The 23,405-nt window shown below is 71.1% G+C and carries 23 protein-coding genes and 1 tRNA gene; 13 read left to right on the top strand and 11 right to left on the bottom strand.

Features of this window, described 5'->3' with window-relative positions:
- Nucleotides 1–81: 81 nt before the first annotated feature.
- From ABZ621_RS11120 to ABZ621_RS11110, 3 genes are all read left to right on the top strand, one after another.
- Nucleotides 82–777, top strand: coding sequence for a 2OG-Fe dioxygenase family protein (locus ABZ621_RS11120; RefSeq protein ID WP_360602977.1), 696 nt, complete (start codon nucleotides 82–84; stop codon nucleotides 775–777).
- 91 nt (nucleotides 778–868) lie between these two features.
- A complete protein-coding gene (locus tag ABZ621_RS11115; RefSeq protein ID WP_360602975.1) occupies nucleotides 869–1,300 on the top strand; it encodes a PPOX class F420-dependent oxidoreductase in 432 nt (143 codons plus the stop codon).
- A gap of 91 nt (nucleotides 1,301–1,391) precedes the next feature.
- On the top strand, nucleotides 1,392–2,156 hold the full coding sequence (locus tag ABZ621_RS11110; protein WP_360602973.1) for an alpha/beta hydrolase: 765 nt from the start codon (nucleotides 1,392–1,394) through the stop codon (nucleotides 2,154–2,156).
- Nucleotides 2,157–2,207: 51 nt separating this feature from the next.
- Here the strand turns inward: ABZ621_RS11110 and ABZ621_RS11105 are convergent, their stop codons facing one another.
- The 3 genes from ABZ621_RS11105 to ABZ621_RS11095 are packed head-to-tail and all read right to left on the bottom strand — an operon-like array spanning nucleotide 2,208 to nucleotide 4,820.
- Nucleotides 2,208–2,654 (bottom strand): hypothetical protein, encoded by a 447-nt coding sequence (locus ABZ621_RS11105; RefSeq protein WP_360602971.1) that lies wholly within the window; start codon nucleotides 2,652–2,654, stop codon nucleotides 2,208–2,210.
- A 35-nt stretch (nucleotides 2,655–2,689) separates the two neighbouring features.
- Nucleotides 2,690–3,589: an RNA polymerase sigma-70 factor gene (locus ABZ621_RS11100; protein ID WP_360602969.1), complete on the bottom strand. Its 900-nt coding sequence runs from the start codon at nucleotides 3,587–3,589 to the stop codon at nucleotides 2,690–2,692.
- Nucleotides 3,590–3,620: 31 nt separating this feature from the next.
- Nucleotides 3,621–4,820, bottom strand: a complete 1,200-nt coding sequence (locus ABZ621_RS11095) for an FAD-dependent oxidoreductase (RefSeq protein ID WP_360602967.1) — start codon at nucleotides 4,818–4,820, stop codon at nucleotides 3,621–3,623.
- 352 nt (nucleotides 4,821–5,172) lie between these two features.
- On the opposite strand from ABZ621_RS11095, the gene ABZ621_RS11090 reads away from it, so the two are divergent.
- Nucleotides 5,173–5,535, top strand: coding sequence for a DUF6344 domain-containing protein (locus ABZ621_RS11090; protein ID WP_360602965.1), 363 nt, complete (start codon nucleotides 5,173–5,175; stop codon nucleotides 5,533–5,535).
- 163 nt (nucleotides 5,536–5,698) lie between these two features.
- Here the strand turns inward: ABZ621_RS11090 and ABZ621_RS11085 are convergent, their stop codons facing one another.
- Nucleotides 5,699–6,451, bottom strand: a complete 753-nt coding sequence (locus ABZ621_RS11085; protein ID WP_360602963.1) for a DUF5324 family protein — start codon at nucleotides 6,449–6,451, stop codon at nucleotides 5,699–5,701.
- Between the two features lie 240 nt (nucleotides 6,452–6,691).
- Here ABZ621_RS11085 and ABZ621_RS11080 point away from each other — a divergent pair, with 240 nt between their 5' ends.
- Together ABZ621_RS11080 and ABZ621_RS11075 are read left to right on the top strand one after the other, a co-directional pair.
- On the top strand, nucleotides 6,692–7,210 hold the full coding sequence (locus ABZ621_RS11080; protein ID WP_360603019.1) for a peptidylprolyl isomerase: 519 nt from the start codon (nucleotides 6,692–6,694) through the stop codon (nucleotides 7,208–7,210).
- A gap of 23 nt (nucleotides 7,211–7,233) precedes the next feature.
- Nucleotides 7,234–8,100, top strand: a complete 867-nt coding sequence (locus ABZ621_RS11075; protein WP_360602961.1) for a rhomboid family intramembrane serine protease — start codon at nucleotides 7,234–7,236, stop codon at nucleotides 8,098–8,100.
- A gap of 303 nt (nucleotides 8,101–8,403) precedes the next feature.
- Here ABZ621_RS11075 and crgA read toward each other — a convergent pair whose 3' ends face one another.
- A complete protein-coding gene (crgA, locus tag ABZ621_RS11070) occupies nucleotides 8,404–8,658 on the bottom strand; it encodes a cell division protein CrgA (protein ID WP_360602959.1) in 255 nt (84 codons plus the stop codon).
- Nucleotides 8,659–8,798: 140 nt separating this feature from the next.
- On the opposite strand from crgA, the gene ABZ621_RS11065 reads away from it, so the two are divergent.
- The 5 genes from ABZ621_RS11065 to ABZ621_RS11045 all read left to right on the top strand — a co-directional run bounded on the left by ABZ621_RS11065 (nucleotide 8,799) and on the right by ABZ621_RS11045 (nucleotide 12,472).
- A complete protein-coding gene (locus ABZ621_RS11065; protein ID WP_360602957.1) occupies nucleotides 8,799–9,578 on the top strand; it encodes a DUF881 domain-containing protein in 780 nt (259 codons plus the stop codon).
- A gap of 106 nt (nucleotides 9,579–9,684) precedes the next feature.
- Complete coding sequence (locus tag ABZ621_RS11060) at nucleotides 9,685–9,846, top strand: hypothetical protein (protein WP_030493741.1); 162 nt, start codon at nucleotides 9,685–9,687, stop codon at nucleotides 9,844–9,846.
- Nucleotides 9,843–10,481 carry an aminodeoxychorismate/anthranilate synthase component II gene (locus ABZ621_RS11055; protein WP_359527768.1) on the top strand — a complete coding sequence of 213 codons (639 nt, stop codon included), beginning with the start codon at nucleotides 9,843–9,845 and terminating at the stop codon, nucleotides 10,479–10,481. The genes ABZ621_RS11060 and ABZ621_RS11055 overlap by 4 nt, the downstream gene beginning before the upstream one ends.
- Nucleotides 10,478–11,758 carry a class E sortase gene (locus ABZ621_RS11050; RefSeq protein ID WP_360602955.1) on the top strand — a complete coding sequence of 427 codons (1,281 nt, stop codon included), beginning with the start codon at nucleotides 10,478–10,480 and terminating at the stop codon, nucleotides 11,756–11,758. Before ABZ621_RS11055 ends, ABZ621_RS11050 begins: the two co-directional genes overlap by 4 nt.
- Nucleotides 11,759–11,794: 36 nt before the next feature.
- On the top strand, nucleotides 11,795–12,472 hold the full coding sequence (locus tag ABZ621_RS11045; RefSeq protein WP_360602953.1) for a class E sortase: 678 nt from the start codon (nucleotides 11,795–11,797) through the stop codon (nucleotides 12,470–12,472).
- An 80-nt stretch (nucleotides 12,473–12,552) separates the two neighbouring features.
- Here the strand turns inward: ABZ621_RS11045 and pknB are convergent, their stop codons facing one another.
- The 6 genes from pknB to ABZ621_RS11015 form a co-directional block, all read right to left on the bottom strand.
- Nucleotides 12,553–14,613: a Stk1 family PASTA domain-containing Ser/Thr kinase gene (gene pknB / locus ABZ621_RS11040; protein WP_360602951.1), complete on the bottom strand. Its 2,061-nt coding sequence runs from the start codon at nucleotides 14,611–14,613 to the stop codon at nucleotides 12,553–12,555.
- Between the two features lie 158 nt (nucleotides 14,614–14,771).
- Nucleotides 14,772–16,238 (bottom strand): penicillin-binding transpeptidase domain-containing protein, encoded by a 1,467-nt coding sequence (locus tag ABZ621_RS11035; RefSeq protein WP_360602949.1) that lies wholly within the window; start codon nucleotides 16,236–16,238, stop codon nucleotides 14,772–14,774.
- Nucleotides 16,235–17,677 (bottom strand): FtsW/RodA/SpoVE family cell cycle protein, encoded by a 1,443-nt coding sequence (locus ABZ621_RS11030; protein ID WP_360602947.1) that lies wholly within the window; start codon nucleotides 17,675–17,677, stop codon nucleotides 16,235–16,237. Before ABZ621_RS11030 ends, ABZ621_RS11035 begins: the two co-directional genes overlap by 4 nt.
- A 25-nt stretch (nucleotides 17,678–17,702) precedes the next feature.
- Nucleotides 17,703–19,196: a Stp1/IreP family PP2C-type Ser/Thr phosphatase gene (locus ABZ621_RS11025; protein ID WP_360602945.1), complete on the bottom strand. Its 1,494-nt coding sequence runs from the start codon at nucleotides 19,194–19,196 to the stop codon at nucleotides 17,703–17,705.
- Nucleotides 19,197–19,292: 96 nt separating this feature from the next.
- Complete coding sequence (locus tag ABZ621_RS11020; protein WP_360602943.1) at nucleotides 19,293–19,820, bottom strand: FHA domain-containing protein; 528 nt, start codon at nucleotides 19,818–19,820, stop codon at nucleotides 19,293–19,295.
- A 10-nt stretch (nucleotides 19,821–19,830) separates the two neighbouring features.
- Nucleotides 19,831–20,697 (bottom strand): DUF3662 and FHA domain-containing protein, encoded by an 867-nt coding sequence (locus tag ABZ621_RS11015; RefSeq protein ID WP_360602941.1) that lies wholly within the window; start codon nucleotides 20,695–20,697, stop codon nucleotides 19,831–19,833.
- Nucleotides 20,698–21,297: 600 nt separating this feature from the next.
- Here ABZ621_RS11015 and ABZ621_RS11010 point away from each other — a divergent pair.
- A tRNA-Leu gene (locus ABZ621_RS11010) sits at nucleotides 21,298–21,384 on the top strand.
- A gap of 170 nt (nucleotides 21,385–21,554) precedes the next feature.
- Nucleotides 21,555–23,372: a histidine kinase gene (locus ABZ621_RS11005; RefSeq protein ID WP_360602939.1), complete on the top strand. Its 1,818-nt coding sequence runs from the start codon at nucleotides 21,555–21,557 to the stop codon at nucleotides 23,370–23,372.
- Nucleotides 23,373–23,405 lie beyond the last annotated feature (33 nt).

The raw sequence follows: 23,405 nt of genomic DNA, 5'->3' as shown, positions 1-23,405 counted from the left end.
GCCCGCCACACCCCACTGATCGACCGGAAGACCGAAAGAACCCCTGACCGACACGACGTCCGACCGACAGGAGTACCCGGCATGTCCGTTGCCATCGAGACCATCCCGTTCCACCACTCGTCCCCCGCTCTGCTCGGCGACGCGCTCGCCGGCTGCCCGGAACGGGCGCTCAAGGACTTCATCAGGTCCTGGGCGGATCTGCCCGTGGACGCCTACCTGCCGGACGGCGCGACCTTCCGTCAGCGCAGATACGGTCGCTTCCGCCTGGCCAACGACCAGCTGGCGCCGACCGACTCGGCCGTCTTCGAGCAGTCGGCCGAGGTGAACGCCCTGTTCGGCGGCGTGGAGCGGCGCTTCGAGCCGCTCGCGGACGCGGTGGCCTCCTCCGAGGTGCTGCGGAGGATCGTGCTCGCCTTCCTCGACAACCTGCCCGGGGAGATCGACCGCGCCACCGCGGGCGTCGGCGTGCACCAGATCCGGATCACCGCCGGCCGCGACGAGTCCTCCATGCCCGCCCCGGAGGGCATCCACGAGGACGGCCACCACTTCGTGGCCCAGGTGCTCATCAACCGCGAGGACGTGGCGGGCGGCGAGTCGCAGCTCTACGACCGGGACAAGCAGCCGCTCTTCCGCACCACCCTGCTCCAGCCCTTCGAGTCGATCGTCATCGACGACCGCCGGGTGTTCCACGGCGTCTCGGCGATCACCCCGGCGGACGGTGCCGAGCAGGGCATCCGCGACATGATGCTGATCGATTTCTTCCCCCTGACCGACTGACCGGGGAGGCCGCGCCGAGGCTCCGCCGCCCTCCCCGGCGGAGCCTCGGCGCGGCCCGCCCCGTACGAGAGGAGTTCCTTCCATGCGTCCGATGACCGGGGAAGAGTGGCGGGCGTTCGTCCTGACCGGCACCCGCACCGGCAAGCTGGCCACCCACCGCAAGGACGGCCGGCCGCACGTCACCCCGGTGTGGTTCCTCCTGGACGACACCGCCGACGGCCGTACCGAGGTGGTCTTCACGACCTGGCACGCCTCGCTGAAGGCCCACGCCCTGCGGCGGGAGCCGCGGTTCGCGCTCTGCGTGGACGACATGGAGGCGCCGTACGCGTACGTGATGCTCGAATGCACGGCGCGGTTCACGCAGGACCCGGCGGAGCTGAGGACGTGGGCGACCAGGATCGGCGGCCGGTACATGGGCGGCGACCTGGCGGAGCGGTACGGGGAGCGCAACTCGGTGCCGGGCGAGTACCTCGTACGGGCGACCGTCGATCACGTGATCGCCTATGAGGGGATCGCTTCCTGACGTCCCACGGCACAGACTTGCCCTGTACATCCGTACCCGCGTACGCCCGTACGTCCGTACGCCACGTGAACCGACGTCAGGAGAGCAGACTGTGCGCACCGCCGCCGTGACCCCCCGAGGCGACCTGATCCGCTGGGTCGAGCTGCCGGGGGCCGAGCCGGTCCGTGTCTACGTGCACGGGCTCGGCGCCACCTCGCCGGCGTACTGGACGGAGACGGCGGCGCACCCGCTGCTCGCCGGGCACCGCTCGCTGCTGATCGACCTGCTCGGGCACGGCATCAGCGACCGGCCCACGGACTTCGACTACGCGCTGGAATCGCACGCCGACGCGCTCGCCGCGGCGCTGACCGCCGCCGGGGTCGCCGGGGCCGAGGTGATCGCGCACAGCATGGGGGGCTCGGTGGCCGTCGTGCTGGCCGCCCGCCATCCGCGGCTGGTGTCGAAGCTGGTGCTCGTCGACGCCAACCTCGACGCCGCCGAGCCGAAGCGCGGCGCGGTCGGCAGCACCGGGATCGCCGCCTACACCGAGGAGGAGTTCCTGGCCGGCGGCTGGGCGGAGGTACGGGACGCGGCCGGCGCGCACTGGTGGTCGACCATGCGGCTCGCGGGCCGCGAGGCCCTGCACCGCAGCGCCGTCCAGCTGGTCCGCGGCTCGGACCCGGTCATGCGGGAGCTGCTGCGGGACCTGGAGATCCCGCGGACCTTCCTGCTCCCGCGGGCCGACGGCCCCCTGCCGGGCGCGGCGGAGCTCGTGGCGGCGGGCGTCGGCGTGGTCGAGATCCCGGACTGCGGGCACAACATCATGCTGGACAACCCGCAGGCCTTCGCCGAGGCCGCGGCCGCCGCGCTGGCCTGACCCCGGACGCGCCGCCGCCCGGCCGACCGGTAGGCCGCGCCGCCGCCCGGCCTACCGGTCGGCCACCGGGCGCGGTGCCCCCGCGATCCGTGCCCCGCGCGGAGCCGTCCCGGCCGCGGTCGACCTGACCAGGTCGAGGGTGCTGAGGACCACCATCGCGATGCCCAGGGGCACATGGAACGCCGGCAGGTGGGCGATGCCCAGCGCGACCTGGACCGAGGCGAGGACGAGGAGCCCGGAGGCGTACAGGATCGGCCGGGGGCCGGCGCCGCCCGGCCGCCAGGCCACCACCGCGGTCACCAGGTAGAGCATCGAGGCGCCGTACATCACCCGCGAGCCGACGTCGTGCAGGAGCGCTCCCGTCGGGGAGACGAGCAGGGCGCCGGCGGTGCCCGCCTGGAAGAACAGGGCCAGGGTCTGGAGTCCGACCGCGACCCTGACGGTCCGGTGGAAGGCGGGGCGGGGGCTCCCCGTCGCGGGGGTGGTCGGTCCGGGCATCTCCGGGTCCTTTCCGGTGCTGGGGGTGGGTGGGCTCAGTGGAGGGTGAGGGAGGTCTCGGCCAGGATGTGGGCGAGCTTCTCGGGGTTGCGGACGTAGTAGAGGCCGCTGATCAGGCCGTCCTCGACGCGCAGCGCCATCACGCCGTCCAGCTCGCCGTCGACGCGCACGGCGAGCGCCGGGGCGCCGTTGACGAAGGTGGGCTCGGTGGTGACCGTGACGTCGCGCTTGTGGGTGCCGCCCAGGTAGAAGCGGGTGACCTTGTCGGCGCCGACGACCGGCCGGAGCGCGGCCCGCTTGATCCCGCCGCCGTCGCTGACGAGGACGACGTCGGGGGCGAGCAGCTCCAGGAACTCCTGCGGGTCGCGGGTCTCCAGGGCCCGCCGGAAGGAGTCCACGACCGCCCGCGCCTGCCGGGCCGGGACCGCGGTGCGGGGCCGCCGGGCGTCGACGTGCTTGCGGGCCCGGTGGGCGATCTGGCGGACGGCGGCCGGGGTCTTGTCGACGGCCGCCGCGATCTCCTCGTACCCCACCTCGAAGACCTCGCGGAGCACGAAGACGGCCCGCTCGGTCGGCGTGAGGGTCTCCAGGACCAGCATCATCGCCATGGACACCGACTCGCTCAGCTCGACGTCCTCGGCGACGTCCGGCGTGGTGAGCAGCGGTTCGGGCAGCCACTGCCCGACGTACGCCTCCCGCCGTCGCTGGACGGTCCGCAGGCGGTTGAGGGCCTGGCGGGTGGTGATGCGGACGAGGTACGCCCGCTGGTCGCGGACCTGGGCCAGGTCGACGCCGGTCCAGCGCAGCCAGGTCTCCTGGAGGACGTCCTCGGCGTCGGCGGCCGAGCCGAGCATCTCGTACGCCACCGTGAACAGCAGGTTCCGGTGGGCGACGAAGGTCTCGGTCGCCGGGTCCGTGGTGTGCTCGCCGGTCATGGTTCGGTCTCCCCGTTCTCGGTCCGCCGGATCAGACCGCGCGCGCGGGGGTGTCCGTCGTGCGGACCGCGCGCTCCTGGAGGAGCCGGGGCCGGTGCTTGCCGTCCTTGGGCCAGGAGTGCGCACCGGGCTTGCGGGCCTCTTCGGTCAGGTGCTTGACGCTGAACGCGCAGGCGAGTTCCTTCAGCTTCGCCCCCGCGCGTCCGCCGACGTAGATTCCCATCGCGCGGTCGTCCTTGTGTGCGATTTGGAAGATCGCCGTGCGCCGGCCGAAGCTGAGGCACATCGCGTTGAACGCCATGTCCACCGGCTCGGGGCGGCGGCCGTCGATCCGGGCCAGCACCGTGTCGGCCGCGTGCGCGCCGAGGCAGCCGGCCACGTAGGCGCTCATCCGGAACGGCAGGTCCGAGGGGGCCGCGCAGTCCCCGGCCGCGACGATCCGCTCGTCGTCCACGCTGGTCAGCGTCTCGTCGGTGAGCAGGCGTCCGGCGGCGTCGGCGCTCAGTCCGCTGCGCGCCGCCAGGTCCGGGACGTCGAAGCCGGCGGTCCAGACGGCGAGCCCGCCGCCCACCGCGCGCCCGTCGGCGAGCCGGACCTCCGCCGCCGTCACCTCGGTCACCTTCGTACCGGGGCCGTCGAGCACGGTGACCCCGAGGGCGGCGAACCGGCGGGCGGCCGAGCGGCGCGCCCTGGGGTGCAGATACGGGCCGAGGACGCCGCCGCAGACCAGCGTCACCGGTCGGCCGCCCTCGGCGATCTCGGCGGCCGTCTCGATGCCGGTCGGGCCGGCGCCGACGACGGTGACCGGGACCCCGGCGGGCAGCTCCGCGACGGCGGCGCGCAGCCGTTCGGCCGACTCCAGCTCGGCGACCTGGTGGGCGTGGTCGGCGACGCCGGGCACCTCCGGGCGGGCGCCGGTGGAGCCGACGGCGTAGACGAGGTGGTCGTAGCCGACCGTGCCGCCCGACTCCAGGGTGACCACGCGCGCGTGGGCGTCGATCCGGGCCACGGAGTCGACGACGAGCCGGACGCGCTCCGCCAGCACCTCCTCGTACCGGACGACCGCCGGGTGGCTGCCGCCGACCAGCTGGTGGAGGCGGAGCCGGGGGACGAAGGACGGACGGGGGTTGACCACCGTCACGTGCACGTCCGCGCGTCCGCTGAGCCGGTTGGCCGCCATGACACCGGCGTATCCGCCGCCGATCACGACCACTTCGGTGTTCCCGCCCATGGCGTCGTCTCCTTCGTCCCGGACCGCCCCGGACTTCTCCCGGACCGGCCCCTTCAGGGGTTCGACCACAGGACACCGGGCGGGGGACGGCTGTGACGTGGTGTGACGTGGATCACCGAGTTGTGGCGGGATTCATGGGGGAACGAGCGCGTGACGGGCCGCCGGAGGGTGCTTCCGTCGTGCAACGCGAACTCGCGTTGGCCCGGACGGGTGGTGTTCATCGGAAGAACTGCGCGGACGTGGCGTCGCTCCGCCGGATCCGGGTGCGCATACAGATCATGAGAAAGGTATGTAAAGCGCGCAACCCGAAATGAACCATCCGAGAACGCCGCACCAGCGAAAGTGAGGGGCCATGGCCACCGCCAAGGTCAAGCAGTTCTGGACCGCCTTCATCTCCGTCCTCTTCGCCCTGCTCGCCTCCGTCGGCCTGGCGGCCCCCGCCGCCGCCCAGGGCCAGGCCCCCGTGACCCAGCCCGAGGAGCCGGCCGCCCCCGCCGCCCCCGTCACCGCCGAGCGCGCCGCGACGGTCGTGGCACAGAGGCGGGCGGAGTCCTGGGCGCCGCTGCGCCGCGGCTCGCTGCCGCCCACCATCAAGCAGCGCATCGGCGCCGAGGCGCACGGCTCCGCTCCCGCCTCCCGCACGCTCCGCTCGGCCGCGCCGCTCGCGAGCGACCCGGCCGAACTGACCCGGCTGGCGCTCGCGACGGCCGCCTAGGGTGCGGGGAGCGCACGACTCCTCCCTCTCCGCACCCCGCACCGGAGTCACCTCCGGACAGCGCGGACGAAACGCATGGAACAGACGAAACGCATGGAACAGACGGAACGGATGGAACAGACGGAACGGATGGAACAGACGGAACGGACGGAACGGTCCCAGGTCAGCGGCGCTCGTCGGGCTCCGTGGATCCGGTCTCCGGCTCCGCCTCGCTCCCGGACCCATTCCCGGTCTCGGCCTCCACCACGTTCCCGGACTCCGCGACCACCCGCGTACCGGCCTCGGACTCCCCGCCCGGGAGACCGCCCGACGCGGACGGCATGCCCGAGCCCTCGTCCACCTCCGTGGGCGCCGGCGGCTCGACCAGCCAGTCGGGATTGGCCTGCCTGTCCCACCACTTCCAGGCGGCGAACGCGCCGCCGATGAGCAAGCCCAGCACGGCGAGACCCTTGACGAGACGCCCGGCCCTGGCCCGGCGCTCCTGCTTCCTCATGATCTTCCGGACGTCGTCCGGCGTCACCTGACCGCGCAGCGCGGCCCAGGCGGCAGTGGAACGCGACCCGGCCTCCTCAAGGACGGGACCGGTCGCGGCGACCGCGTGCTCGACACGCGGAACGGTGTAGTCGGCCACCTGATGGGCGACCGAGCGGGTCCGAGCCGCAGCGCGATGCGCGGCGTCGTCGACCCGCGGCGGCACGTGCGGCGCCACATGCGCGGCGTACTGCACACGCGCCTGCGCGCGTGCCTGCCGAGCGGCGCTCGACACCTTGGGTGCGAGCCGCACCCGCGCCTCGTGCGCATAGTGCGCGGCCTGGTCCTTGGCCGTGCCGGCGTACGGCGCCACCACGTCCGCGGCGTGCAGGACGCTTTCCTTCGCCGAATCCGTAGCGGCGCGCACGCTGTCCATGCGAGTCACGGGTTCCTCCTCCTCGATGGCGAGCGATGTCGGTTTTTCACCTTTCCATCCTTTTCGGCATCATGCCTTCCGGAGCGAAGTCCGGCATGCGGTGCGGGCATCCGGGGCATGCGGGGATTGCGGGCGGGCCGTTCCCGGCCGCCGCGTCGTGCGAGGATCGACTCGCCAGGGCCGCGGACGCGTGAGGCGATCCGTTCCGCGGTGTGACGCACGACCAGGGAGGGAAGGCGGACCGTGGCCATGCCGTACGCGATCCTCAAGACCAGCGCGGGCGACATCGAGGTGCGCCTGCTGCCGTTCCACGCGCCGAAGACGGTGCGGAACTTCACCGAGCTCGCCTCGGGCGAGCGCGAGTGGACCCACCCCGGCACCGGCCGGGTCTCCACCGATCCCCTCTACGACGGCACGGTCTTCCACCGGGTCATCGGGAACTTCATGATCCAGGGCGGCGACCCGCTGGGGACGGGCACGGGCGGACCCGGATACGAGTTCGCCGACGAGTTCCACCCGGAGCTCTGGTTCGACCGGCCGTACCTGCTGGCGATGGCCAACGCCGGGCCGGGCACCAACGGCTCCCAGTTCTTCGTCACGGTCGGCCCCGCGACCTGGCTGAACCGCAAGCACACCATCTTCGGCGAGGTCGTGGACGCGAAGAGCCGCGCCGTCGTGGACGCCATCGCGCAGGTCGCCACCGACCCGCAGACCCAGCGGCCGCTGACCGACGTCGTGGTCGAGTCCGTGGTGATCGAGCAGCGCTGACCGGGAAGGAGGGGACCGAGCCCATGGACGCGCAGTCCGGACCGCCGCACTGCTACCGCCATCCCGGCACCGAGACGGGCATCCGCTGCACCCGCTGCGAGAAGCCCATCTGCCCGGAGTGCATGATCTCCGCCTCCGTCGGCTTCCAGTGCCCCGACTGCGTCCGCAGCGGTTCCGGCACCGGGCACGCGGCCGACGCCAACCAGGCGAGGACGCTCGCGGGCGGCCGGGTCAGGACCGACGACCGCCTGGTCACCAAGATCCTCATCGGGATCTGCGTGCTGGTGTACGGGCTCGTGCTGCTCCTCGGCGACCGGTTCGTCGACGAGCTCGTGCTGATCGGGTACGCGTACAACCCGCTGCTCGACGAGGTCGTCGGGGTCGCGGACGGCGAGTGGTACCGCCTGCTCACCTCCACGGTCCTGCACCAGGAGCCCTTGCACATCCTCTTCAACCTGCTGGGCCTGTGGGTGATCGGCGGGATCGTCGAGCCGGAGCTCGGCCGGTCCCGGTACGCGCTGCTGTGCCTGCTCTCCGGGCTGTCCGGCTCGGTCCTCGCCTATGTGGTCGCGGCCCCGAACCAGCCCTCGCTGGGCGCCTCCGGGATCGTCTACGGCCTCATCGGCGCCTGGGCGGTGCTGGCCCGCCGGCGGCGCCACGACATGGGGCCGGTGACCCTCTTCGTGGCCCTGTCCCTGGTGATGACGTTCACCCGTCCGGGGATCTCCTGGGAGGCGCACGTCGGTGGACTCGTGGCCGGCGCCCTGGTGACGTACGTGCTCGTGCGGGCCCCCCGGAGCCGCCGGGAGCTCGTCCAGTACGGCACCTGCGCCCTGGTGCTGCTCGCGGACGTGGGCGTCGTGGTGGGCCGGACCATGGCGCTCACCTGAGCGCCTGAGCCTGTGGACGAGCTGGGGGAGTGAGCTTTCCCCAGAGTTATCCACAGTGCGTGGCGGGTTCTCCCCACCAGGGTGGGTACGACCGAGCCCCCTGCCTCTGACCTGGGATTTATCCCAAGAGGTAGGGGGCTCCAGCCCGCTGTGGACAGGTGTTCGCGGTCATACCGGCGTCAACCCGGTGCGAGTTATCCACAGATCTTCGTAAGTTATCCAGTGCTGTGCACAACGCTGTGGATAAACTCAGGGGTGAGCTTGACGGCAGCCGGGAAGACCCGCTAAGCGCCGCTAAGTCGCTCACTTCCACTGCGTGGAGACACCGAAGCCGGCGGCGATGAAGCCGAAGCCGACCACGATGTTCCAGTTCCGGATCGACTCGATCGGAAGCGAACCGTCGGTGACGTAGAAGACCACGATCCACACCAGACCGATGGCGAACAGGGCCAGCATCACCGGGGCGACCCAGCTGCGGTTCGTCAGCTTGATGTTGGCGGCCTGCTTCGCCTGCGGGGGCGTGTAGTCGGCCTTCTTGCGGATCCGTGACTTCGGCACGAGGGACTCTCCTGTCGATGCGCTGCGTGACCGCGCAGGGAACTGTGGCTGTCGCCGGGATGTGACGTAGCAGGTCGACTGCGCCCCCCGGGCGTCCGTTAGCGTAGTGGTTCCGCGGCGCAGAAGGGGATCAGGGTACGTTGAGCAATTCCGCCGACACTCCGGGCGAGCCCCCCGTCGAACCGGGCGGGCCCGGTCGCTGGCGCCCCGTCCGGCTCCTCACCCTGGGCGTCTTCGCCCTCGCGGGGCTGCTCTTCGTCACGAGTTTCAACACCGCCAAGGGCACCAACATCCGCACGGACGCCTCCCTGCTGAGGCTCTCCGACCTCATCGAGGAGCGCAGCCACAAGAACGCGGGCCTCGACGAGTCCACCGCCCTCCTGCGCGACCGGGTCGACACCCTCGCCGCCCGCGACGACGGTTCCACGGCCGCCGAGGACCGCCGCCTCAAGGCCCTGGAGACCGCCGCCGGCACCACCGAGATCTCCGGCCCCGGCCTCACCGTCACGCTGAACGACGCCCCGCCCGGCGCCCAGGCCGCCCCCGGCTACCCCGAACCGCAGGCCAACGACCTGGTCATCCACCAGCAGGACCTCCAGGCCGTCGTCAACGCCCTGTGGGAGGGCGGCGCCGAAGGCATCCGCGTCATGGACCAGCGGCTCATCTCCACCAGCGCGGTCCGCTGCGTCGGCAACACCCTGATCCTCCAGGGCCGCGTCTACTCGCCCCCGTACAAGATCACCGCCGTCGGCGACCGCGGGAAGCTCGACAAGGCCCTCGCGGACTCCCCCGCGCTCCAGAACTACCAGCTGTACGTGAAGGCCTACGGACTCGGCTGGAAGGTCGACGACCACAAGGACGTCACCCTGCCCGGCTACGCGGGCGCGGTCGACCTCCACCAGGCCAAGCCCGCCGCGTAGCCCGGTTCGGGACCGGTTGTCCACAGGCTTCGGACAGCTTCCCCCCGACGGGGGCCTCGCCCCGTACTCTGGTGCCCGTAACGAACGGAAGGGGCGGTCGGACGTCATGTACGGATGGATCTGGCGGCATCTGCCGGGCAACGCCTGGGTGAAGGCGCTGATCTCGGTCGTGCTGGTCCTCGCGGTCGTCTACGTCCTCTTCCAGTACGTGTTCCCCTGGGCGGAGCCTCTGCTTCCGTTCAACGATGTGACGGTGGACGGCCAGTGAGCGCGCGAATTCTCGTCGTCGACAACTACGACAGCTTCGTCTTCAACCTCGTGCAGTACCTCTACCAGCTCGGCGCCGAGTGCGAGGTGCTCCGCAACGACGAGGTGGAGCTGAGCCACGCCCAGGACGGCTTCGACGGCGTGCTGCTGTCCCCCGGCCCCGGCGCCCCCGAGCAGGCCGGCGTCTGCATCGACATGGTGCGGCACTGCGCCGCCACCGGCGTCCCGGTCTTCGGCGTCTGCCTCGGCATGCAGTCGATGGCCGTGGCCTACGGCGGCGTCGTCGACCGCGCGCCCGAGCTGCTGCACGGCAAGACCTCGCCCGTGGTCCACGAGGGCAAGGGCGTCTTCGCCGGACTCCCCTCGCCGTTCACCGCCACCCGCTACCACTCGCTCGCCGCCGAGCCGGCCGACCTGCCCGCCGAGCTCGAAGTGACCGCGCGGACCGAGGACGGCATCATCATGGGCCTCCGCCACCGCGAACTGCCCGTCGAAGGCGTCCAGTTCCACCCCGAGTCGGTGCTCACCGAGCACGGCCACCTGATGCTCGCCAACTGGCTGGTGCAGTGCGGAGACGAGGGAGCGGTCGGCCGGTCGGCGGGGCTCGCGCCGGTGGTGGGCAAGGCCGTCGCGTGACGACGGGCTCGCCGTGGTTCCGGGCCTCCGCGCAGCCCGGCGCCGAGCCGATACCCGAGGACCACGGGGGCCAGGCGCCCGAGCCGCGCCCGTACGACCAGAGTGCCTACGACCAGCAGGGCCCGTACGAGCAGCAGGGCCTGTACGACCAGCAGGGTCCGTACGAGCAGCAGAGCCGGTACGAGCAGCAGGGCCTGTACGAGCAGCAGGGCCCGTACGAGCAGGGCGGGTACGGCTACGAGCAGCAGGGCCCGTACCCGTACCCGTATCCCTCCCCCGCTCAGTCCGGGTACGAGCCGCAGGCACAGCCGCAGCCGCAGCCGCAGGCACCGGTCTACGAACCCCCGCGGGAAGCCGTCCACGAGCCCCTACGCGAGCCGTACGAGGCCGAAGGGGCCCGGGAGACGCCCGAGGTCGCGGAGGAGGCTCCGAGGCCCGTGGAGGCCCTCCCGGGGCCCGGGCGGGCCGAGCGGCGGCGGGCCGCCGCCAAGCAGGGCCGCGGCAAGAGCCGCCCGGCCGCCGGACCGGCTACCGGGACCCCCGCCGGGACCCCCGCGGAGCGCCCCCTCTCGCGGGTCGAGGCCCGCCGCGCCGCCCGGGAGGCGAAGGCCGCCAAGGACAGCGTCGGCGTCGTCGTCGGCGAACTGTTCATCACCCTCGGCGTGGTCATGCTCCTCTTCGTCGCCTACCAGCTGTGGTGGACCAACGTCCTCGCCGGCCAGGAGACCGACCAGGCCAAGGAGCGCATCGAGGACACCTGGGCCAAGGGCGAGAACAAGCCGGACGTCTTCGCCCCCGGCGAGGGCTTCGCCATCATGTACATCCCCAAGCTGGACGTCGTCGTCCCCGTCGCCGAGGGCATCAGCAAGCCCAAGGTCCTCGACAAGGGCATGGTCGGCCACTACGGCGAGGGCAAGCTCAAGACCGCCATGCCCTCCGACAAGCAGGGCAACTTCGCGGTCGCCGGCCACCGCAACACCCACGGCGAGCCCTTCCGGTACATCAACCGCCTCAAGCCCGGCGACCCCATCGTGGTCGAGACCCAGGACGCCTACTACACGTACGAGATGGCGAGCATCCTCCCGCAGACCGCGCCCTCGAACATCGCCGTCATCGACCCGGTCCCCAAGGGCTCCGGCTTCACCGGGCCCGGCCGCTACATCACCCTGACCACCTGCACGCCCGAGTTCACCAGCACCTACCGCATGATCGTCTGGGGAAAGCTGGTCGAGGAACGCCCGCGCAGCAAGGGAAAGCCGACCGCGCTCGTAGGCTGAGACCCCACACCTCCAGAAGGGACGAGGGCCGACCCAGTGTCACGCGCGCGCAACCGGATCGCCGGGCTCATCAGCGTCTTCGGTGAACTCCTCATCACAGCCGGCCTCGTGCTCGGGCTCTTCGTCGTCTACTCGCTGTGGTGGACGAACGTCCTCGCCGACCGCGCCGCCGACAAGGAAGGCGCGCAGGTCCGCGGCGAATGGGCCGACCAGGGCCCCGGCGCCCTCGACACCAAGGGGGGCCTCGGCTTCCTCCACGTCCCCGCCTTCGGCGGCGACGAGATCCTGGTGAAGCGGGGCACCGAGAGCACCGTCCTCAACAACGGCGTCGCCGGCTACTACACCGACCCCGTGAAGTCCGCCCTCCCGCAGGACAAGCAGGGCAACTTCACCCTCGCCGCCCACCGGGACGGCCACGGCGCCAAGTTCCACAACATCCACAAGCTGAAGAACGGCGATCCGATCGTCTTCGAGTCCAAGGACACCTGGTACGTCTACAAGGTCTACAAGACGCTCCCGGAGACCACGAAGTACAACGTGGACGTCCTCCAGCCGGTCCCCGAGGAGTCCGGCAAGAAGGCACCCGGCCGGTACATCACCCTCACCACCTGCACCCCGATGTACACCTCCGACTACCGCTTCATCGTCTGGGGCGAGCTGGCCCGCACGGAGAAGGTCGACGCGCACCGCACCCCGCCGGCCGAACTGCGGTAACGCGGCCCGGAACGGGGAGAGCCCCGGAGTCCTGTCTCGGACTCCGGGGCTCTCCCCGTTCTCTCGGGCGGGCGGGCCGGCTAGTCGAACCAGCCGCCGATGTTGCCGTCTCCGTTGCCACCGTCCTGCTGGCCGCCGTCCTGCTGGCCGCCGGGGTTGCCCCCGCCGCCGTTCACGTCGGCCGTGAACAGGGTGACCGAGCCGCCCTTGTTGACCGTCTGGCCGGCGGCGGGCACCGACTGGAGGACCCGGGCGTCGTCCTTGTCGACACCGGACACCACGACCGTGACGCCCTGGCCCTGGAACCAGTCCCGGACCTCCTTCAGCGTCTTCCCGGTGAGGTCGGCCGGGATCGTGATCGGGGTCGCCTGCGGGCCCTTGGAGACCTTCAGCTTGATCTCGACGTCCAGCGGCTGGTTGCTCGGGCCGGCCGGGGTCTGCTCCAGGACCATGCCCTTGGGCTGGTCGTTGTCGACCTCCTCCTGCTTCACGTTGGTGAAGCCGAGGCCGTTGAGCTGCTGGAGCGCCAGGCTGATGTCGCGGCCCGTCACCTGGGGCAGCTGCGTCAGCTTCTGCTTGGCGACGGTGAGGGTCACCTCGGAGTTCTTCTCGGCCTTGGTGCCGTTCTGCGGGTTCTGCCGCAGGACGGTGCCGGGGTCCTCCTCGGACTCCTCCTCCTCGACCTTGACCTTGAAGCCCTTGCCCTCCAGGGTCTCCTTCGCCCGCTGGAGCGACTGCTCCTGGACGTCCGGGACCTCCACGAGCGGCGCGCCTTCGGAGACCCACACCTGGATCGTGCCGTCGATCGCCATCTTGGAGGTGCCGTCGGAGGCCGGGTCCTGGCGGCAGATGGCGCCGGTGGGCTGGTCGCAGCGCTCCTTGCCCGCCTCCACCACCTTCACCTGGGCGTTCTGCGCGGACCGCTGAGCGTCGGGCATGGTCTGGCCGACGAGCGGCGGCACCGTCGTCTGCTGCGGGGTGTCGTTGGTGTCCAGGAGGTACTTCGCGATGAAGATCGCGCCGACCAGGACCAGGACGCCGCAGAGCGCGAGCAGGATCGTCGAGGCGTTCGACTTCTTCTGGCCACCGCCCCGGCGGCGGTCCGGACGGTCGTCGTAACCGTCGTGCCCGCCGTACCCGCCGCCGTAGCCGCCGTCCTGCTGGACGGGCGGCATCATCGTCGTCTGGCCGGCCGGGTCGGCCTGGCGCAGCGCCGTCGTCGGCTGGTCCTCCGGCGGATAGCCGTAGCCGTTGTACGCCGGGGCGCCCACCATGCCCATCGCCGCGGCGGCCGCGACCGGCTGCCCGTCGAGGCACGCCTCGATGTCCGCGCGCATCTCGTCGGCGGACTGGTAGCGGTAGTCGGGGTCCTTGACCAGCGCCTTGAGGACGATGGCGTCCATCTCGGGCGTGATCTCGGCGTCGAAGTTGCTCGGCGGCTGCGGCTCCTCGCGGACGTGCTGGTAGGCCACGGCCACGGGGGAGTCGCCGATGAACGGCGGCCGGACGGTCAGGAGCTCGTAGAGCAGGCAGCCGGTGGAGTACAGGTCGGAGCGCGCGTCGACCTGCTCGCCCTTGGCCTGCTCCGGCGAGAGGTACTGGGCGGTGCCGATGACCGCCGCGGTCTGCGTCATGGTCATGCCCGCGTCGCCCATGGCGCGCGCGATGCCGAAGTCCATGACCTTGACCTGGCCCGTACGGGTCAGCATCACGTTCGCGGGCTTGATGTCGCGGTGCACGATGCCGGCGCGGTGCGAGTACTCGAGGGCCTGGAGGATGCCGACGGTCATCTCCAGCGTGCGCTCGGGCAGCAGCTTGCGGCCCGAGTGGAGCAGCTCGCGGAGCGTCGACCCGTCGACGTACTCCATCACGATGTACGGGATGGAGACCCCGTCGACGTAGTCCTCGCCGGTGTCGTAGACGGCGACGATCGCCGGGTGGTTCAGGGAGGCGGCGGACTGTGCCTCGCGGCGGAACCGGGCTTGGAAGGACGGGTCACGGGCCAGGTCGGCCCGCAGCGTCTTCACGGCGACGGTGCGGCCGAGCCGGGTGTCCTGGGCGAGGTACACCTCGGCCATGCCACCGCGGCCGAGCACCGAGCCCAGCTCGTACCGGCCGCCGAGGCGACGCGGCTCTTCCATAGCTAATCCAGCCCTCTCCGTCTGTCCCGACCGCACCCTGGGGTGGTCCGGCGGTGTGTGCTGTCCGCGCATACGGTACCGGCCCCGAAGAGCCGGACCACGCGCGGAGGGCAGCTGATACCTGACCGGTACCTGGCGGGCACCGGCCCTTCGCAAGATCAGCCGCGGCTCTTCAGAACCGCCTTCATGACCGCCTTCGCGATCGGTGCGGCGAGACCGCCACCGCTGATGTCCTCACGGCCGACGCCCTCGGCGTCCTCGACGATCACGGCGACGGCGACCGGGGAGCCCTGGTCGGTCTTGGCGTACGAGATGAACCAGGCGTACGGGCGCTTGGCGTTCTTCTCGCCGTGCTGCGCGGTACCGGTCTTGCCGCCGACCTTCACGCCGCTCATCTTCAGGTCGGCCTTGGCGCCGGTGCCGTTCGAGACGACGTTCTCCATCATCGCCTGGAGCTTCTGGGCGTTCTCCGGAGAGACCGGCTGGCTCATCTCCTCCGGCTCGTTCTGCTTGATCACGTCCAGGTTCGGGGCGCGCAGCTGGTCGATCATGTACGGCTTCATCAGCTTGCCGTCGTTCGCGATCGCCGCCGTGACCATCGCCATCTGCAGCGGGGTCGTCGCGGTGTTGAACTGGCCGATGGAGGAGAGCGCGTTGCCACCGCGGTCGGCGTTCTTGTCGTAGACCGAGGCGGACGAACGGACCGGGGTGAACTGCTCGGCGTTGAAGCCGAACTTCTCGGCCGTCTCCACCATCTTGTCGCGGCCGACGTCGTCACCGAGCTTGGCGAAGACCGAGTTGCAGGAGATCCGCAGGGCCTCGTTGAGGCTGGCGTTGGCACAGCCGCCCGAGTGGTTCTTCATCGGCAGCGTGGAGAGCGGGATCTTCCAGCCCTCGGGGGTGTCGGTCGACGCGTCGATGTCCTTGACCTTGCCGGCCTCCAGCGCGGCGGCGGCGGTCACGACCTTGAAGACGGAGCCGGGGGGGTAGATCTCGCGCAGGGCGCGGTTCTGCTTCGGCTTGTTCTTGTCCTTCTCCAGCGCGACCCAGGCCTTCTCGTCCTTGCCCGAGTAGCCGGCGAAGGAGGACGGGTCGTACGAGGGGGTGGACGCCAGCGCCAGGATCTTGCCGGTCGACGGCTCGATCGCGACGACGGCACCGGTGTTCTTCCCCAGGCCCTCGAAGGCGGCCTTCTGCGCGGCGCCGTTGAGGGTGGTGACGACGTCGCCGCCCTTCTTCTTCTCCCCGGTGAACATCGACAGGGTGCGGTCGAAGAAGAGCCGGTCGTCGTTGCCGGTGAGGATGCCGTCCTCGATCTTCTCGATCTGGTTGGCGTCGTAGGCCTGGGAGGCGTACCCGGTGACGGGGGCCCACATGGGACCGTCGACGTAGGTCCGCTTGTACGTGAAGTACTCGTCCCCGGAGTCGACGGAGCCGGTGATCGGCTTTCCGTCGACGATGATGTTGCCCCGCTCGTTCGAGTAGCGCTCGATCTGCACCCGGCGGTTCTTCGGGTGCGCGTTCAGCTCGTCGGCGCGGACGAACTGGAGCCAGTTGTCGCGCAGGAGCAGGGCGAGGACGAGCAGGCCGCAGAAGATCGCGACCCGGCGCAGCGGCTTGTTCACGGACGGACCACCTGGGTCATCTCGGCGTCGGGATTCGGGGCGGGGGAGGGCGCCGGACGGCGCGCGGTGTCGCTGATCCGGATCAGGATGCCGATCAGGGCCCAGTTGGCGATCACGGACGAACCGCCGTACGCGAGGAACGGCATCGTCATACCGGTGAGCGGGATGAGGCCCATCACACCGCCGGCGACGACGAACACCTGCAGCGCGAAGGCGCCGGACAGGCCCATCGCGAGCAGCTTGCCGAACGGGTCGCGGGCGGCGAGGGCGGTGCGGATGCCGCGCTCGATGATCAGACCGTAGATCAGCAGGAAGACCATCACACCGGCCAGGCCGAGCTCCTCGCCGACGGTGGCGAAGATGAAGTCGGAGTTGGCGGCGAACTGGATCAGGTCGGAGTTGCCCTGGCCGAGACCGGTGCCGAGGATGCCGCCCGAGCCGAAGGACATGAGGACCTGGGTCATCTGGTCACAGGCGTACGCCATGTTCGAACCCTCGGGCGCCGTCTTCAGGCACTCGAAGGGGTCGAGCCAGGCCGCCACGCGGGACTGCACGTGGCCGGCCGTGGAGCCGACGGCCACCGCTCCCGCGACGGCCATCAGCAGACCCATGACGATCCAGCTGGTCCGCTCGGTGGCCACGTACAGCATGATCACGAACATGCCGAAGAAGAGCAGCGACGTACCGAGGTCGTTCTCGAAGACCAGGATGAGGAGGCTGACCGCCCAGATCGTCAGGATCGGGCCGAGGTCACGGCCGCGCGGCAGGTAGAGCCCCATGAAGCGGCGGCTGGCCAGCGCCAGCGCGTCCCGCTTCACCATCAGGTAGCCGGAGAAGAACACGGCGAGGACGAGCTTGGCGAACTCACCGGGCTGGATGGAGAAGCCGCCGATGCGGATCCAGATCTTGGCGCCGAAGACGTCGGTACCGAGGCCGGGGACGAGCGGCAGCAGGAGCAGCAGGAGCGCCACGACCATGGAGATGTACGTGTAGCGCTGCAGGACACGGTGGTCCTTGAGGATCAGCAGCACGCCCACGAACATGGCGATGCCGATCGCGGAGTACATCATCTGGTTCGGCGCGGACGCGCTGAACGCCCCGTACTGCCGCTTCGCCAGGTCGATCAGCCGCGGCGACTGGTCGAGCCGCCAGATCAGCACGAGCCCCATGCCGTTGAGCAGGGTCGCCAGCGGCAGCAGCAGCGGGTCCGCGTACGGCGCCCACTTGCGTACGACGAGGTGGGCGACGGTCGCGAGGAGCGCCAGGCCGAGCCCGTAGCCGAGCATCCCGGAGGGGACCTCGCCGTCCAGCGCGAGCCCCACGTTGAGGTACGCGAACACCGGGATGGCGACGGCGAAGCCGAGGAGCGCCAGCTCGGTGTTGCGGCGGCTCGGCGCCTCGATCGCGCCGATGGTGGTCGTGTTGGTGACAACGCTCATGGTGGTGAAAGGCCCCCTACGGGTCTTACTGCTTGCCGCAGTTCGAGGCCAGCTTCTGCTCCTCGGCGGTGAGGGTCGGGCCGGGGCTCGGCGCGGCCGCGGTGGGCTGGGCTCCGGGCTTGGCGTCCGCGCCGTCGGCCGGCTTCTCGGCCTCGGCGGCGGCCTTCTCCTTGTCGGCCTTCTCCTTGGCCACGCGGCGCTCTTCGGTCTTCTTGCAGGCCGAGGCCTGCACGGACAGCTCGGAGATCTTCGTCTGGGCCTTGGCGAGGCTGCCGCCCGCGATGGTGTCCTCGACCTGCTTCCGCTGGTAGGCGGGGAGGTACTTGAGTTCGATCTCGGGGTGGTCCTTCTCGACCTCCGAGAGCTTCACCCACGCGAGGTCCTGGCTGATGCCCCGGTACAGCGCCACGTGCTCGTCGTTCGAGCCCACGTAGTACTGGGTCTGGGTCCAGCGCCAGCCGCCGTACGCGCCGCCGGCGAGGACACCGAGGGCGAGGACGAGGATCAGGGTGCGCCCGATCCACCGCCGCTTGCGCCGAGGCTTGACGAAGTCGTCGTCGCTGTACGAGTCGAAGGCGCCGTGCGGCGGTCCGCCGTAGCCGTGGTCGTCGCCGCTGCCGGGCGGGCCGAAGCCGCCGGCGGGCGGCTGGTGGTGCGGGGCGGGGCGGCCGAGCCCGGAGGCGCGGCCGGCCGGGGTCTGCATCGCGCCGCCGTCGTTCAGCTGCTGCTGGTTCTCGGCGACCGCGCCGACGACGACCGGGGTGTCGCTGAGGTGGCCGGCGAGGGTGTCGCCGCCGTCGACGTCGAGGACGTCGGCGACGATCACCGTGATGTTGTCGGGGCCGCCGCCGCGCAGCGCGAGCTGGATCAGCTCCTGCACGGTCTCCTGCGGGCCCTGGTAGCTGGCGAGGGTGTCCTCCAGCGTCTGGTGGGACACCACGCCGGACAGGCCGTCGGAGCAGATCAGGTACCGGTCGCCGGCGCGGACCTCACGGATGGAGAGGTCGGGCTCGACGTGGTCGCCACTGCCGAGCGCGCGCATCAGGAGCGAGCGCTGCGGGTGGGTGGTGGCCTCCTCCTCGGTGATCCGGCCCTCGTCGACGAGCCGCTGGACCCAGGTGTGGTCCTGGGTGATCTGGGTGAGGACGCCGTCGCGCAGCAGGTACGCGCGGGAGTCGCCGACGTGCACGAGGCCGAGGCGCTGACCGGTCCACAGCAGGGCGGTGAGCGTGGTGCCCATGCCCTCCAGCTGCGGGTCCTCCTCGACCATCATCCGGAGCTGGTCGTTGGCGCGCTGCACCGCCGTACCGAGCGAGGTGAGGATGTCGGAGCCGGGGATGTCGTCGTCGAGGACGACGAGCGTGGAGATCACCTCGGACGAGGCGACCTCGCCGGCGGCCTGGCCGCCCATGCCGTCGGCGATCGCGAGGAGACGCGGACCGGCGTAGCCGGAGTCCTCGTTGCCCTCGCGGATCATGCCCTTGTGCGAGCCCGCGGCGAATCGCAGGGAGAGACTCATGCCCACCTGCCCTGTCGCCGCTGCATCGGGGTACAGCCGGTCTCGACCCACACTGCCCACCCTCCGGTCGCTCCGGTCAGCTCGCTCATTGTCGTACTACTTCCGCAGCTCGATGACGGTCTTGCCGATGCGGATCGGCGCCCCCAGCGGAATCGGCGTCGCGGTGGTGAGGCGGCTCCGGTCGAGGTAAGTGCCGTTCGTGGACCCGAGGTCCTCGACGATCCACTGGCCGTCCCGGTCGGGGTAGATCCGGGCGTGCCGGCTGGACGCGTAGTCGTCGTCCAGCACGATCGTCGAGTCGTGCGCCCGGCCCAGGGTGATCGTCTGGCCCTGCAGGGCGACGGTGGTGCCCGTGAGGGTGCCCTCGGAGACGACCAGCTTCGTCGGGGCGCCGCGCCGCGACCGGCCACCGCCGGACGGCGGCGCCTGCTGCTGGCCGCGCTGCGGCGGCGGAGCGGCCTGGCGCCCGCTCTGCTGGGTGCGCGCCTCCTGGCGGCGCGAACCGCGCTGGGTCACCCGCGTGCCGAACAGGTCACTGCGAATGACCTGGACGGCCACGATGACGAACAGCCACAGAACGGCCAGGAAACCCAGCCGCATGACCGTCAGGGTCAGCTCTGACATTGCCCCCGCTTCACCCTTCGGCTTGCCGGTAAACGATGGTGGTGCTGCCCACGACGATCCGCGAGCCGTCGCGGAGCGTAGCGCGGGTGGTGTGCTGCCCGTCCACCACGATGCCGTTGGTGGATCCGAGATCCTGGATCGTCGAGGGCGTTCCGGTCCGGATCTCGCAGTGCCGGCGGGAGACGCCGGGATCGTCGATCCTCACGTCCGCGTCGGTGCTGCGGCCGAGGACCAGGGTCGGGCGCGAGATCTGGTGGCGGTTGCCGTTGATCTCGATCCAGCGGCGCACCTGGGCGCCGCCGGGCGCCGCGGGACGGCCGCCGCCGCCGGCCGCGGGCCGGTGACCCGCGCCGCCGGGGGGCGGCGAGGCGGGCATCGGCGGAGCGCCGGGCGGGGCACCCTGCGGCGGGTACCCGTAGCCGCCCTGCCCCTGGTGCGGGCGGGGCTGGTGCTGGGGCTGCTGCTGGGGCTGCTGCCCCGGGTGCGGCTGCGGCTGGGACGTGCTCGACGCGAGCGTACGGCTGCGCACCCGGTACAGACCGGTGTCGAGGTCGTCGGCCTTCTCCAGGTGGACCTTGATCGGTCCCATGAAGGTGTACCGCTGCTGCTTGGCGTAGTCACGGACCAGCCCGGCGAGCTCGTCGCCCAGCTGTCCCGAGTAGGGGCTCAGGCGCTCGTAGTCGGGCGCGCTGAGCTCCACGATGAAGTCGTTGGGGACGACGGTCCGCTCGCGGTTCCAGATCTGCGCGTTGTTGTCGCACTCGCGCTGGAGCGCGCCGGCGATCTCGACCGGCTGGACCTCGGACTTGAACACCTTGGCGAAGGTGCCGTTGACCAGACCTTCGAGACGCTGCTCGAAACGCTTCAGGACTCCCATGGGGCACCTCCTCCGTCGTTGCCGTCCTGGTACTGCTTACTGATCGTATCCACGCGTCGGGAAATCGGCTGGTTCCCCTTCTCTGCCCTGTGGACGAGTGTCACCTCTCACAGGCCCTCCCCCCAGGGATCGTAGAGGGGGCCTGTGGACAGTGTCCCGCACGAGACTGTCCGACAGGAGGGGCGGAGGCGGTGAGCCGTCCCGCAGGACGGGGCCCGCGGTGCCGCAACCTCCCGCTTCTCCCTTGTCTCTCCCTTCCCTCCCCTTTCTCTCCGCTTCTCCCCTGTGTCCCTTCTCTCCTTCTTCTCCCTTCTCCCGGTCTCCTTCCTCTCTCCTTGCTTCTCCCTGTCTCCGTCCCTGTCTCTGTCCCCGTCCCCGTCGCCTTCCCGTTCCCTGCCGTCGTCCCCGTCTTCGTCCCCGTCCCCGTCTCCGTCCCGGGCTCCTCCCTCTCCTCTGTTCGGCCCGAGGGGGGCCGAAACCCTCTGTTCGGCCCGAGGGGGGCCGAAACAACGGATGTGAATCCACCGTCTGCGACGTGCTAATCTTCAGATGTCGCCAGGCGCTCGCACCGAAAGGTGAGAGACCGGGAGACCACCCAATGCGCGGGTGGCGGAATAGGCAGACGCGCTGGATTCAGGTTCCAGTGCCCGAAAGGGCGTGGGGGTTCAACTCCCCCCTCGCGCACCAGACGGAAGCCCCGTAGGTCCCAGACCTACGGGGCTTCCGCGTTGTCCGGAGGCGAACGCGGACGCCGACACGGACGCGGACGCGGTGGAGGTGACGCCTCGTCTTTCGTCGTTCGGGGTCGCGACGAAAGAGGGACGTTCCGGCCCGCCCGCGCTGCCTAGGGTGCCAGCGTGGAAGCGACGAGGGTGGGGACGGCGGCGAAGCCGGAGGCCGGGCGCGGGGCCGGGATCGGGATCGGGATCGGGATCGGGTCCAGGGTGGCCGCCGCGTGGAGATGGCTCGTGCCCGCCGGGGAATGGTCGCCGCGCAGGACCGTCGGGGAGGCGGCCCTCACCGCCGTCGTCGCGCTGCTCGCCGCCGGCACCGAGGAACTGCTCGGCGGCGAGGGCGCGGAGCTCGCCGGGGTCGCGGTCGCCGCGGCCGTGCTGGCGCTGCTGCGCCGCCGGTTCCCCGCCAGCGTGCTCGTCGTCACCGCCGGGCTCGCCCCCGTCGTCCCCGGCCTCGGCCCGCTGCTGCTCGTCCTCGGCTGGTCCGCCGGCGGTCACATCGTCGGAGTCGGCCGGGCCCTGCACGCGTACATCGCCGCCTATGTCCTCAACGTCGGCGCCACCCTGCTCGTCGGCTGGGACAAGCAGCGGCTGCTGACCCTCGCGTTCATGGCGACCCTCTACTACCTGGGGACCACGCTCGCGCCCGGACTCGCCCACCGCTACTGGGCCCAGCGACGCACCCTCCTCCACGCGCTCCAGGAGCGCAACGTACGGCTGGTCAGCGAGCGGGCGATGATCGGGCGGAACGCCCGGCTGCGGGAGCGTCAGCGCATCGCCCAGGACATGCACGACAGCCTCGGCCACCAACTCGCCCTGATCGCCGTGCACACCGGCGCCCTGGAGGTGGACCGCGAGCTGAACGAGCGGCAGCGCGAGGTCGTCGGCGTGCTCCGGAACGCGTCCGTGACCGCCATGCACGAACTGCGGGAGGTCGTCGGCATACTCCGGGACGGCACCGAGGCCCCCGACCCCGACACCGGGCCGGTGGCCGCCGGGGACGAGAGCGGGCGGGCGGCCCGGGGGATCGCCGGCATCGAAGGGCTCGTCGCCTCGGCGCGCGCCGCGGGGACCCACGTGGAGCTGCGGCGGATCGGCGACGAACGGCCCCTGGAGCCGGCCGCGGGCCACGCCGCGTACCGCATGGCGCAGGAAGCGCTCACCAACGCCTACAAGTACGCGCCGGGCGCCCCGATCAGCGTCGAACTGCGCTACGAGCCCGACACGTTCGTCGTCGAGATCTTCAACGAGGAACCGGCCGCCGGCCCCGCGAAGGGCGTCGTCAGCGGCGGCCAGGGACTGGCCGGACTGGAAGAACGGGCCCGGCTCGTCGGCGGCATGTGCCACGCGGGCCCCGCCGACGGCGGTGGATTCCGGGTCGCGGGGATGCTGCCGTACGGCTCCGCGCCCACCGGCGAATCGGCGCCTTTCGTCGACGCGGCCGACGACTTCCGGCAGCAGTCGACGAAGCCCTTCGGGAGGAAGGGTCGTTCCGTACCGGCCGGAGAACCCGACTGGACCTTCACGGAACGGGAGTTGGCGATGGCGCTGCACGGAGGCAAGACGCGGAGCACCGGGGCGTCGATCGCGCTCGGCTGCGGCATCGCCTTCGCGGCGCTCGTCGTCCTGCTCGTCGCCGCCGGCTTCGGCCTCTACCACCTCGTCGGATCCTTCCAGGACTCCATGGTCACGCCCGAGAAGTACGAGTCGATCGTGGTCGGCACGGCCGAGGACGACGTCCGGTCCTCGCTCCCCGACGCCGGCTCCCTCGGCGTGCTCGGCGTCACCGGCAAGGGCGGGCCCGCCAGACCCGAGGGCGCCGACTGCCTCGTCGTGCTCTCCACCGAGATGGGCGAGGCCTTCGAGGAGGAGCCCGTTTTCCGGTTCTGCTTCAAGGACGGCAAGCTGATCGAGAAGAAGTCGTACGTCGTGAGGCAGTAGCGCCTCGGCGGCCCGTACCGAAGCGTTGGGGGA

Source organism: Streptomyces sp. NPDC007863 (assembly GCF_040633895.1).
GTDB lineage: Bacteria > Actinomycetota > Actinomycetes > Streptomycetales > Streptomycetaceae > Streptomyces.
This window is presented reverse-complemented; position numbering and strand designations above follow the sequence as displayed.